10 protein-coding genes are annotated in these 12,065 nt (G+C 65.6%); 8 read left to right on the top strand and 2 right to left on the bottom strand.

Going from position 1 to position 12,065, the window contains the following annotated elements; genetic code table 11:
* The first annotated feature begins 50 nt into the window (after nt 1-50).
* Genes Q4G50_RS08640 through Q4G50_RS08625 form a run of 4 tightly spaced genes read left to right on the top strand, consistent with a single transcriptional unit; the run spans nt 51 to nt 3,080 of the window.
* Nucleotides 51-857, top strand: a complete 807-nt coding sequence (locus tag Q4G50_RS08640) for an ABC transporter ATP-binding protein (RefSeq protein ID WP_303377254.1) — start codon at nt 51-53, stop codon at nt 855-857.
* Complete coding sequence (locus tag Q4G50_RS08635; RefSeq protein WP_303377253.1) at nt 854-1,498, top strand: ABC transporter permease; 645 nt, start codon at nt 854-856, stop codon at nt 1,496-1,498. The genes Q4G50_RS08640 and Q4G50_RS08635 overlap by 4 nt, the downstream gene beginning before the upstream one ends.
* Complete coding sequence (locus tag Q4G50_RS08630; protein ID WP_303377252.1) at nt 1,495-2,160, top strand: ABC transporter permease; 666 nt, start codon at nt 1,495-1,497, stop codon at nt 2,158-2,160. Before Q4G50_RS08635 ends, Q4G50_RS08630 begins: the two co-directional genes overlap by 4 nt.
* Nucleotides 2,157-3,080 (top strand): ABC transporter substrate-binding protein, encoded by a 924-nt coding sequence (locus Q4G50_RS08625; RefSeq protein ID WP_303377251.1) that lies wholly within the window; start codon nt 2,157-2,159, stop codon nt 3,078-3,080. Before Q4G50_RS08630 ends, Q4G50_RS08625 begins: the two co-directional genes overlap by 4 nt.
* A 103-nt stretch (nt 3,081-3,183) precedes the next feature.
* On the opposite strand, the gene Q4G50_RS08620 is transcribed toward Q4G50_RS08625, so the two are convergent.
* Nucleotides 3,184-4,251 carry an LLM class flavin-dependent oxidoreductase gene (locus Q4G50_RS08620; protein ID WP_303377250.1) on the bottom strand — a complete coding sequence of 356 codons (1,068 nt, stop codon included), beginning with the start codon at nt 4,249-4,251 and terminating at the stop codon, nt 3,184-3,186.
* Entirely contained in the window at nt 4,248-5,402 is a 1,155-nt protein-coding gene (locus tag Q4G50_RS08615; RefSeq protein ID WP_303377249.1) for an NAD(P)-binding domain-containing protein, read from the bottom strand. Before Q4G50_RS08615 ends, Q4G50_RS08620 begins: the two co-directional genes overlap by 4 nt.
* Before the next feature lie 150 nt (nt 5,403-5,552).
* Between Q4G50_RS08615 and adhP the strand changes: the two genes are divergently transcribed.
* The 4 genes from adhP to Q4G50_RS08595 all read left to right on the top strand — a co-directional run bounded on the left by adhP (nt 5,553) and on the right by Q4G50_RS08595 (nt 11,834).
* Nucleotides 5,553-6,584 carry an alcohol dehydrogenase AdhP gene (adhP, locus tag Q4G50_RS08610; protein ID WP_303377248.1) on the top strand — a complete coding sequence of 344 codons (1,032 nt, stop codon included), beginning with the start codon at nt 5,553-5,555 and terminating at the stop codon, nt 6,582-6,584.
* Between the two features lie 172 nt (nt 6,585-6,756).
* Nucleotides 6,757-8,592 (top strand): hypothetical protein, encoded by a 1,836-nt coding sequence (locus Q4G50_RS08605; RefSeq protein ID WP_303377247.1) that lies wholly within the window; start codon nt 6,757-6,759, stop codon nt 8,590-8,592.
* A 37-nt stretch (nt 8,593-8,629) separates the two neighbouring features.
* Nucleotides 8,630-9,973, top strand: a complete 1,344-nt coding sequence (locus Q4G50_RS08600) for a sodium/glutamate symporter (RefSeq protein WP_303377246.1) — start codon at nt 8,630-8,632, stop codon at nt 9,971-9,973.
* 127 nt (nt 9,974-10,100) lie between these two features.
* A complete protein-coding gene (locus Q4G50_RS08595) occupies nt 10,101-11,834 on the top strand; it encodes a hypothetical protein (RefSeq protein WP_303377245.1) in 1,734 nt (577 codons plus the stop codon).
* Nucleotides 11,835-12,065: the final 231 nt, after the last annotated feature.

Genomic DNA, 12,065 nt, shown 5'->3' with positions numbered 1-12,065 from the left:
CGTGGCTAGAATTGCATGAACATGTCCCCGACCCGGCAAGGTGCCCCGCGATGATCGAGTTCGACCGCGTCTCCCGCACCTACCCGGGCAGCTCCCACCCGGCGGTCGCCGACTTTACCCACCACGTCGAATCCGGTTCCACCACCGTCTTCGTCGGGCCTTCCGGATGCGGGAAGACGACTCTGCTGCGGATGGTCAACCGCATGGTGCCTGCCGACAGCGGCACCGTCCGCGTACGCGGAAAAGACGTCAGCCAGGTTGATCCGGTGCAGCTGCGGCGTTCCATCGGTTACGTCATGCAGCACTCCGGGCTTCTGCCGCACCGCACGGTGCTGGACAACGTGGCTGCCATCGCCCAGTTGAACGGCACGCGCAGGAAGGAGGCCCGGGAGCGCGCCGCCGAGATGCTTCGGCTCGTCGGCCTCGACCCGGCGCTGGGCGGGCGTTACCCGGCGGAATTGTCTGGCGGGCAGGCCCAGCGCGTCGGCGTGGCCCGCGGCCTGGTCGCCGACCCGGACATTCTCCTCATGGATGAGCCCTTCGGCGCCGTCGACCCCGTCGTGCGCCGCGGCCTGCAGGAGGAGATCCTCTCCCTGCAGGAACGCATGGCGAAAACCATCCTCATGGTCACCCACGACATCGACGAGGCCTTCCTCCTCGGCGACACCGTCGTCCTCCTCGGCGAGCAGGCCCGGATCGAACAGGTCGGGGCGCCGGAGGAGTTTCTTACTAGCCCCGCCAACGAGCAGGTCCGCGAGTTCACGGGGGCAAAGGGACGGCGGTTGCGCGTCGAGAAGCGGGACGGGTGCCAGGTCGTCGTGGACAGCAGTGGCCGGGTACGCGGGGTGTTGGAATGAGGTGGAATTGGGTCGTCGACAATGCCGGGCGGATCGGGGATCTCGCGTGGGCGCACTTTTCGCTGTCGTGGCCGGCGATTGTGGCGTCGTTTGTCATCGCCTTGCCGATCGGCTGGTTCGCGCACCGGCACTGCTGGGCGCGCGAGGTGATCGTGGTGCTCACCGGTCTGCTGTATGTCATTCCTTCGCTGGCGTTATTCGTGGTCATGCCGCTTTTTCTGGGAACGTCGATCCTTTCTCCGCTCAACGTCATCGTCGCCATGACACTTTATGGCCTGGCGCTGCAGGTCCGCGCCACGGCGGACGCCTTCGGCACCGTGCCCGGTGATGTGCGGCAGGCAGCGATCGCCACAGGCTATCCGGCGTGGAAACGCGTGCTCAGCGTTGAGCTGCCCCTGGCTGGACCAGCGCTACTGGCTGGCATCCGGGTTGTCTCGGCGTCGACGATCTCGCTCGTCTCCGTCGGCGCGCTCATCGGTGTCGCCTCGCTGGGCACGCTGTTTACTGAAGGCTTCCAGCGTTCGTTCCCGACGCAGATCATCGTCGGCCTCGTCGGCACCGTCGTCCTCGCCATGCTTATCGACGCCGCACTCGTCCTCGCAGGCCGCCTCCTCATGCCGTGGGCCCGGAGGGTGGGATGAATCAACTGCAGCCCATGTGGGCGTTCCTCGCCGATGCGCAGCGGTGGCCGCTTATTCTCTCCCGCACCCTGGACCACCTCGGCTATACGGCACTGGCGGTGGGGTTATCCTTGCTCATCGCTTTGCCGTTGGGCCTGTGGGTGGGGCATACGCGGCGGGGTGCGGACGTGGTGTTGTCCCTCGCCGGTGCGTTGCGTGCGTTGCCGTCGTTGGGCCTGCTCACGTGGCTTACCGTGTCCATGTCGATGGGTGTGCGCCTACCGTTGGTTCCCGCGACGATTGTGCTCATCATTCTCGCTGTTCCCCCCTTGCTGGCGGGCATCGTCGCCGGAATGGTCGCCGTACCCCGCCAGGTCGTGGACTCCGCGCGGGCCACCGGATACAGCGAGGCGCAGATCCTGCGGCGCGTCGAGGTCCCGCTGGCTCTGCCCGTCATGATCGGTGGCCTGCGCTCGTGTGTGGTCCAGGTGCTGGCGACCGCCACTATCGTCGCCTACATCGGGTTGTCCGGCCTGGGCCGCTATCTCATCGACGGCCTGGCCCTCCGCGATTACCCGCAGATGCTGGCCGGGGCGGTGCTGGTCACCGCGCTGGCTCTCATCGTCGATCTCATCCTGGCCCTTGTGCAGAAATCACTCCAACCGAAAGGACAAATCATATGAAACTGAGACTCACCACCACCCTGTTCGCTGTCGCCGCCCTCGCGCTCAGCTCCTGCTCCTCCGCGGATGACCCCTTGGCGACCACGCCGGAGGCAGATACCGAAACCATCACCATCGGCACCGCCAACTTCCCCGAATCGGAGATCATCGGGCAGATCTGGGCCGCCGCCCTCGAGGACGCCGGATTCGACGTCGAGGTCAACTCCGGCATCGGCTCCCGCGAGGTCTACCTCCAGGCCCTCGAAGAGGGCAGCATCGACCTCGTTCCCGAGTACTCCGGCAACCTCGCCCAGTACTACGGGGCGGAGCTCGAGGCGGGGACTGCGACCTCGCAAGCCCTCGCCGCTCTCCAGGAAGTTCTCCCGGAGGGCCTTGTCGCCGGAGACATCGCCGAGGGTGAGTCTAAGGACTCCTACCGTGTCACCCGGGAGCTCGCCGAGGAGTACGGGCTGGAAACTCTCGGTGACCTGGATAAACTCGAGCAGGTACGCATCGCCGCTAACCCGGAGTTCGCCGAGCGCCCCTATGGTCCGCCTGGCCTGGCCTCGGTCTACGGCGTGGACGCAGACAAGGTCTCCGTGGTCCCGATTTCTGATGGCGGTGGACCGCTCACCATCGCCGCCGTGGTGGAGGGAGCGGCTGAGGTCGCCGATATCTACACCACCTCCCCGCTTCTCGACGCCGCCGGCAACGAGGTCGACCTTGTCACCCTCGAGGATCCCGAGCGGCTCATCCTCCCCCAGAACGTCCTGCCGCTCATGCGCGCCGATGCCATCCCCCGGGAGGCGATCAACGCTATTAACGGTATCTCGGCGGAGCTGAGCACCGAGGTGCTCGTCGATCTCAACCTGCGGAACATCGGCGAAGAGAAGGCCGAGCCCCCGGCCATTGCCCGCGACTTCGTCAACGAGCACGCCTAGGCCCCTCCCCTCGGTGTTCCCACGCACATAAGGGCGGGCCCTTTAATGCGACCTGCGGAAACGTAGCGCGGTGGATAAAGGTACGTGGGAACACCGAGGGGGTTTAGGCCACCGGGTAACCCTCCACGCGTCCCTTGGTGGCCGGGATCCAACCCAGTGCCGGGGCGACGTGCTCGGCGAAGGACTGCAGGATCGACAGGTTGACCTCCACGCCCATCTGGTTCGGAATGGTCAGCATCAGTGTGTCGGCGGCCATGATGGCGGCATCGGCACGCAACTGCTCGATGAGTACGTCCGGCTCGGCGGCGTAGGTGCGGCCGAAGGTGACGGGCGTGCCTTCGCCGAGGGAGCCGATCTGGTCGCGGCCGGTGGCCTGCATGCCGAACATCTGGCGGGACTGGTCATCCACGATGGGAAACACCGAGCGGGAGACGGACACGCGCGGGGTCCAATCGTGTCCGGCCTCGACCCATTCGGCGCGGTAACGAGCGATCTGCTCGGCCTGGAGGTCACCGAGGGAGGAGCCGTCGGCCTCGGAGACGAGGGTGGAGCTCATGAGGTTGACGCCGTCGCGGGCGGCCTGCTCGGCGGTGGCGTGGGAGCCGGCACCCCACCAGACGTGGCGGCGCAGCCCGGGGGAGTGGGGGAACACCGGCAGTGGGGTGCCGGGTTGGTACATGCGCGGGTACTGCTCTTCCGCGGGGGCGGCCTCGGTGACGGCGTAGCCGTCGATGGCGTTGAGAAACTGCTCGAACTTGGCGCGGGCTATATCCGAACCGTTGGGATGTTCGGCGTGATAGCCGAAGGCTTCCCAGCCGCGCTGGGCGGGTTCCGGTGATCCGCGGGAGACGCCGAGGGCGAGGCGGGCGTCGGAAAGCAGGTTGAGTGCGGCGGCCTCTTCGGCGAGGTGCAGCGGATTCTCGTAGCGCATGTCGAGGACGCCGGTGCCTACCTCGATGTGTTTGGTGGCGCCGACGATCGCGCCGAGCAGCGGCATGGGGGAGGCACCTTGCGGGGCGAAGTGGTGGACGCGGAAGTAGGCGCCATTGACGCCGATCTCGTCGGCGGCGACGGCCAGCTCAAGCGCCTGCTGGAGGGTGGCGGCGGCGTCGGGGCCGGGCTGGTTGCCGATGGCGTAGTGGCCGAAGCTTAAGAATCCGAAGGCTTTCACGAGGCTGAGTCTACTTTCTGTTTCAGGAGGTGGGCGGCACGGCGTCCGGCGAGACGGCCCGCCCGGGTGGCGCCGACGGTGGAGGCGGTGGAGCCGTAGCCGACGAGGAGGACGCGATTGTCGGCTGCGGGGGTGACTTCGTCGAGCATCCGGATCCCGCCTGCCGCGCCGCGCAGTTTCAGGGGTGCGAGGTGGCGCAGCGCGGGGCGGAAGCCGGTGTTCCAGAAGATGACGTCGACGTCTATCTCCGTGCCCACCGGCAGCGGGTCCCAGGATTCCGGGACCTGGAGTCCATTGCTTTTCGACGGCCCGTAACCCGCCGCCGCTTCACTTTTCGGCGGTCCGAACACGACGCCGTTTTCTGTGATGCGATCGAACATGCCCCGGGAGATTAAGGTGCCGTCGGCGACCCCCTCGAGGTAGGCGGGGATCTGTGGGATGCCGGTGGTGCGCACCACGGAGGCGGGGCGCTGCCCTGCGAAGGTGCGCTCCCGGACGGCATCCTCGACGGCCAGGCCCCAGCCGGCGTCGAACTCCCGCCTGGTGAAGTTCGGTGGGCGGTGGGTGGCCCAGATCGTGTCGGTGACGGGGGCGAGTTCGAGGAGGAACTGCACGGCGGACAGCCCGCCGCCGACGACCAGCGTGCGCTGGCCGGCGAAGTCCTCTTTCCGCACGTAGTCCTTCGTGTGCAGCTGGCGGCCGCGGAAATTCTCGATGCCGGGGACGTAGGGGATGAAAGGGTTGTCCCAGGTGCCGGTGGCGTTGAGGACGAGGTCGGCGGTGAAGACGCGGTCGTCGATAAGCGTGACGGTGAGGGGGAAGCCGGGCGTGACACGGCGGACCGGGGCGGGGCGCAGTACCTGCATGTCGAAGGTGTCTTCGTAGGTGCCGTAGTAGTCGGCGACGAGGTGCGAGGCCGGGGTGTGCGGGTCGGGGCGGTCCATGGGCAGGCCGGGGAGGTCGGCGATGCCGTGGGCGGTGCCGAGGGTGAGGGAGTCCCAGCGGTGGCGCCAAGCGCCGCCGGGGCCATCGTTGGCGTCGAGGATGAGGACATCGCCTTCGGGTCCCAGGGAGAATCCGCGGCGGTGGAGTTCGTGGGCGGCCGCCAGACCCGCCTGGCCGGCGCCGATGATGATGGCGCGGTAATGCATGGCTTCTACCGTACCGCTTGTTGGTGATATGTCAACAAGAGGGCGAAACCTGAATCTTTTATGTGAATTGAAAAATGTGATTGTGGTCATACCTCGACCGCATTAGTGTGGTGCGCAACACATTCCCTGCACCTTCTGAAAGGAAACTACATGTCTGCACCCACTTCCTTCCGCGCCGCCGTCGTCGACGAGTTCGGCCCCGAAGTTAATGTTCGCGAGGTTGAACTGCCGCAGCCGGACCGCCACCAGGCCCTGGTCAAGCTGCATGCCTCCGGCGTCTGCCACACCGACCTGCATGCCGCCGAGGGTGACTGGCCAGTGAAGCCGGAGCCGCCGTTCGTGCCCGGACACGAGGGCGTCGGCGAGATCGTCGAGCTCGGCCCGGGCGAGCATGATGTCAAGGTAGGTGACATGGTGGGCAACGTCTGGCTCTGGTCCGCCTGTGGCACCTGCGAGCACTGCCGCACCGGTTGGGAGACCCTGTGCAACGAGGCCGAGTACGGTGGCTACACCGTAGACGGTTCCTTCGGCGAGTACATGCTCGTCGATACCCGCTACTGCGCCCGCATCCCGGAGGGCTCCGACCCGGTGGAGGTGGCCCCGATCCTCTGTGCCGGCGTCACCGTCTACAAGGGACTGAAGGTCGCGGAGACCAAGCCCGGCCAGTTCATGGTCATCTCCGGTGTCGGCGGCCTCGGCCATATCGCCGTTCAGTACGCCGTCGCCATGGGCATGCGTGTCATCGCGGTTGACATCGCTGACGACAAGCTCGAGCTGGCCACTCGCCACGGCGCAGAGTTCACAGTCAACGCCAAGCATTCCGACCCGGCCGAGGCCGTCCAGGAGTACACCGGTGGCGGAGCGCACGGCGTGCTGGTCACCGCGGTCCACGAGGCGGCGTTCGGCCAGGCCATCGGCATGGCACGCAAGGGCGGAACCATCGTGTTCAATGGCCTGCCGCCGGGGGACTTCCCGGCCCCGATCTTCGAGATCGTGTTCAAGGCGCTGACGATCCGTGGTTCGCTCGTCGGTACCCGCCAGGACCTGGAGGAGGCGCTCGACTTCTACGCCCGCGGCATGATCAAGCCGACCGTGTCGGAGTGCTCGCTTGATGACGTCAATGCCGTGTTCGAGGAAATGCGCCACGGCAAGATCGAAGGTCGCATGTCCATCAAGTACTAAGCTGCTGCGCCCGCGTCCCGTCTCCTCGCTGGGGAGGCGGGACGTTGTGCTTGTAGTTCGAAGTTGTCGTTGTTACTGGTGTGTCTATCTTGGTTGCGCTCAGCACTTGCTACTCTCCGTATAGTTTCCTGAATCCAATCTGGAAGTCCGGACCTGTACGAAGGAGTTTTCTGTGAGAAGGACAATCTCGGCTGTGGCGGCCACCGTCGCCCTGATAGCAGGATTAGCCGCCCCAGCCCATGCCACCACGATTGACCCCCTGGGATTGAGCAGTCTCGACGGAGCGCAGCTGCTTCGGCCCACTCAGTCAGAAGGTGAAGACGAAGAGGTTCTGGACGCGACCGTCGCAGTCCGGATCACCCCCACCGTGTTTTCCGTTGATACCAAGACAGGTCGGGCGTTGAGCGGTGCCACCTACAATGTGCAAAGAAATGACCTGCTCACGGGTGAGGACGGTGCGTCTGTTGGCCCCTACCGCGGCAACATCGACGGAACCTGGCTCTGGAGAGAGATCGAGTTCCAATCCAGCGGAGACGGTCTCATCGACGGTGAGCCCGCTGACGAGTTTGTCCTCACTGGCGTGACTCCTCCTCCTGGCTACCTGCCGCTGACAGAGCCGGTGACCATCACCGCCACTGTCGATGGGTGGGAGGCCGCGGGGCCTGTCGAGGAAATTGCCCCCAATGTCTTCGTCATCAATTACCAGCCCGGTGAGGCCTCGGACCCCACCGGGGCAACGGAGGAGGATCCGATTCGGCTCGGGCGGAACCATGGCCCGACTTTCGTGGCCGTCGACTCTGCGACTGGCCAGCCGATAGCTGGTTCCTACTGGGGCGGAGAGTCCTGCACACGCTTCGGTAATGAACCCGACTGGACCTGCATTAGTTTGGACGACTATCGCCTCCACATGGATGTGGACGGTTCGTATATCGTTGACAACATCGATTTAGAGTACAACCAGCCCCACGAATTCCGCCTCGAGAACCGAATGGCGCCTCCCGGGTGTTCGCTCGTCGAGGAACCCGTGTATTGGGAGCAGGACGCGGACGGCGTCACCGTTTACGGCGGTGGCGTGTACCAGTACGGGGACACCGTCGAATCTGAGGGTGACGACCCGAATCGGCGCACCCTGCTGGCTATTCCCTTCGATTGTTCCACCCCCACTCCGGTGTGTAGTGCTGGGGATCGCCCGGTCCACGAGGTGGAAACTGACTCGCGCTATGACGGAGGTGATACCGCTTTCCGTCTCGGCCCCAGCGTGGTGCGTACCGATGCCGCGGGTCGCATCGTGAGCGGTTCCGTTTTTGAGGTCAACGTCTACGCGGAACTTGAGGATGGTTCGTGGACTCACATCGCGCAGGACCAGCTGATCGACATGGAGGCTAACGGTACCTTCTATACCCGCGACGTGCCGCTGCGCTCGGGCAATTACATGGTGGAGGCTCGTGAGGTGCGTTCGGCGATCGGTACTACTCTGCGCGAGCAGACGTATGTGTTCGTGGGGTCAGCCGCAGGAGAGAGCAATGATTGGGAAGCTTTCGAGGGGGCGACATTGGTGTTCGACGAGAGCACCGGCGACCTCAAGATCAATACCGACGAGGTCGTTCTCGATCCGCAGCAGCAGACTCTCTACCGCGTCAACGAGAGCGATTTTGCCATCGGTGAACCCCTCGATTGCCCTGTTTCGGGTGGCTCCAGCGGAAGCTCCCTGTGGCCGCTACTTCTGCTGCCTCCGGCACTGATCGGTTCCAGCATTGCGGCCAGCTCGCTGCTGCCGGGTGCGCCGGAACTGGACAGCTCCGCGCACCCGGAGCAGGCTCCGGCTCCGCAGGCCCCGGCGCAGACGACCATTGCGCCTGAGCCTGCACCTGAGAAGGCTCAGCCCCAGGTTCAGCCGGCTGAGGAGCGTCAGCTCGCCCGCACGGGTGCGGATGTCGCGGTGCTCCTGGCGTTGGCCGTCGCGCTTATCGTGGTCGGTGGGTTCGTGGTTCGCCTGCGCCGGGTGTAAGGCAACCGAATAGCGAGCTTGGCATAGTCTGAGAGGTATGGATTACACCCCGTACAGCTTGCTTATCGACGTCGGCTGGATCTCCCTGCTCATGATCATCGGCAACCTTCTGCGTAGGAAGGTGGGGTTGTTCCAGAAGCTGCTCCTGCCGGCGTCGATCACCGCGGGCCTGCTGGGCTTGGCTTTCGGCCCGCAGGTGCTGGGCTGGATCAATTTCTCTGATCAGATCGGTACCTACACCGGCATCCTCATCGCCTTCGTTTTCGCGTCGATGGCTTATGGAATGGATCTGACTCCCTCGGTGCGTACCGGTGCCAGAAACATGTGGTCGTACTCGACCGGTATGTTTCTCGGGCAGTGGGGGCTGTTTATCCTGCTTGGCGTGTTCCTGTTCAAGCCTCTCTTCGGTACTGAAGATTGGTTCGGAATGATGCTGCCCGTCGGCTTCGTCGGTGGTTTCGGTACCGCCGCCGCCGTCGGCCACTCCCTGGAGGAGGCCGGCGCGGTGGCCGCCAGCTCCCTCGGCTTCACTGCCGCGACGGTGGGTACCCTGGCCGCCATCGTCGGTGGCCTTATCTTCGCCAACTGGGGAATTCGCACCGGACGTGCCTCCACCATGCCGGGTGAACTGCCCTGGGACCTGCGTTCGGGTTACATCGATAATGTCAAGGAGCGCCCGTCGATCGGCCGCGCCACGACCAACCCCTCGTCTATCGAGCCGCTCGCCCTCCACCTGGGCTTCGTCCTGCTCACCGTGCTGGTCGCCTACCTGGTCAACGGCGGCATCAACGACCTCTTCCCGAGCGTGTCCATCCCGCTGTTCGCCATGTCCTTCGTCATCGGCCTGCTGGGCCGGGGGCTGCTCACCGGAGTCGGGCGCAAGGACTTCCTGGACAAGAACACCGTGAACTCCATGTCTGGTGCGGCGACTGACTATCTCATCGCCTTCGGTGTCGCGTCCATCGTTCCTGCCGCCATCGCTGATTACTGGGTACCGCTGCTCATCCTGTTCGTCCTTGGTGTGGTCTACTGCCTGTTCATCTTCTTCGTTCTCTCCCCGGAGTTCTTCGGCGAGAAGTGGCTGGAACGTGGAATCTTCTCCTGGGGCTGGGCGACCGCGGCCGTCGCCACGGGTATCGCGCTGCTCAAGATCGTCGACCCGAAGCTCAAATCCGGCACCCTCAACGAATACGGCGTGGCCTATGTCGGCTTCGCTCCCTTCGAGATCGGCATGACCATCCTCGCGCCGATTGCGGTCCTGGCGGGGCTGACCGCAGGCCTGGGTTGGGCGTCACTGCTCATCGGCGTGGCGGTGATTGTCGTCCCGATCATCACCAAGAAGACCCCGGGGGCGGAGAAGCGGGCGGCCGCCTCGGCCTGATAATCGGCTGAGAAATGCCGGTCCGGCCGCTGCGGAATAGTGTGGACAACATGTTAGGGTGAGCGCGTTCATGCGGTGAGCGATGCTGTGACGTCGCACACCGCTTCGCTTCACCTGAGGAGAATCCATGATTCGCCGCCTGGCCACCGCGCTCACCGCGACGGCCCTGCTCTTCGGGCTCGCGCTCCCCGCGTCGGCCGACCCCGCCGCGGGACCTGAGCGTGCGCAGATCGCCGCACAGAGCGAGTTTGAGCGGGCGCCCACCGTCATCGCCGTTGACCGAGCCACCGGCCGACCCGTCTCGGACGCCGCCTACAACGTCCAGGTGAACAACCTCATCACCGGGGAGCAGGGCACGCCGAGCGGGCCCTACAGCGTCAGTGTCGATGGCGCCTGGATCGCCCATGATGTCGCGTTCTCCTTCCCGGATGGGCTGCGGGATGGCGTTCCCGTCGATCAGTTGGTGCTGACGGAGGTCAACCCGCCGGACGGCTACCTCCCCGTCGCAGAGCCGATCACCCTCACCGCCACCGTCAACGGGTGGCAGGCCACCGGACCGGTCCTGGAGGTCGCGCCGAACGTCTTCGTCATCGAGTACGACCGCGATGACGCAGGGCAAGGCGTGCCCGGCACCGAGGACAATCCCATCGTCCTCGAGCAGCGTCACTATCCGACGTTCGTGGCCGTCGACGCCACGACGGGGCAGACCCTCTCCGGCTCCTACTGGGGTGGCGAGTCGTGCACCCGCTTCAACAATGATCCGGACTGGACCTGCACGTCGCTCGATGACTATCGCCTCCACATGGACCGGGACGGTCGGATGCTCACCAGTAAGATCGACATGGAGTTCGACGCCCCGCACAATTTCGAGCTGATCAACCGCATGGCTCCCCCAGGCTGCCGCCTCAAGGACGAGTCCGTCTGGTGGAAGGCTGATGCCGAGGGTGCCAAGGTGTATGGCGGCGGCGTCTACCAGCTGGGCGAGACCCGCGAGCGGGTCGACGCCGACGGCAACGTCTTCCGCCAGACACTCATGGCCATCCCCTTCGACTGCGAGAACCCGACGCCCGTGTGCACGGCCGCTGATCGCCCGGTGCACGAGGTGGCCGCCGGCTCGCGCTATGACCAGGGCGAGCGCGGTACCCTCGGGGCCGGCCCGAGCGTGGTCCGCACCGACACCTCGGGCCGCATCGTCAGCGACTCCCTGTGGAGCATCGACGTCTACTGGCAGCCCGCCGCAGGTGCTCCCTGGGAGCAGATCGCAGCGGAGCAGGCCATCGAGCTGCCCGATGACGGCAGCGCCTATACCCGGGATGTTTCCGTCAGGCAGGAAGGTAGATTCGTCTCCGTCTTCCGTGAGCTCCGCGCCGCACAAGGGACCACCCTGCGCGAGCGGACCTATGTCTTCGAGGGGGACTCCGCGACCGGCTGGACCGGCACGGAGGGTGCCACCGTCGCCTTCGATGCCGCCACCGGTGAGATCCAAGTGATCCGTCCGGAGCAGCCGCCCGCGCAGCCCACCCTCTACCGCGTCAACGGCGGAGACTGGGCGATCGGCGAGCCCCTCGGGGGCCCGGCCTGCCAGCCGACCCCGCCGCCGGGTGGATCCTCCCTGTGGCCGCTGCTGCTCGTGCCCCCGGCGCTGAACGCCTCGAGCAACCCGGGTCCGGCGACCCCGGAGACTGTCGCGACCCCGCAGCCGCAGCCGCAGCCGCAGACCCAGACCCAGCAGCAGCCCCAGCCGACGGCAGCCCCGCAGCGTGAGCTGGCCCGCACCGGCGCGGATGTCGAGGTGGTCCTGGCCCTGGCGCTCGCTGCGCTCGTGGCCGGTGGAATCCTGGTGCGCCTGCGTCGCGCGTAGCTGACAAATCCGTGCGGCGATGGCTCGCATCGTCGACGACAACTACAACTGCTACTGTGCCCGCGACATGTGGGCCGAGGTCGACGGTCAAGGCGACAAGGTTGCTAGTGGGCTTAAAGATGCAGGTCCCTGATGTGTTTCGATGGTTGTGGAGGAACTCTCATCTTCACATTTGGGGCTCTTCACGATTTAGAGTGCGTTGATCCGGTTGTGCAGCTGTCCGGAGTGGAT

It is taken from the genome of Corynebacterium sp. (genome assembly GCF_030538285.1).
In the GTDB taxonomy this organism is placed as follows: domain Bacteria; phylum Actinomycetota; class Actinomycetes; order Mycobacteriales; family Mycobacteriaceae; genus Corynebacterium.
Note: the sequence above shows the minus strand (reverse complement) of the source record. Positions and strands in the feature narration are given on the sequence as shown.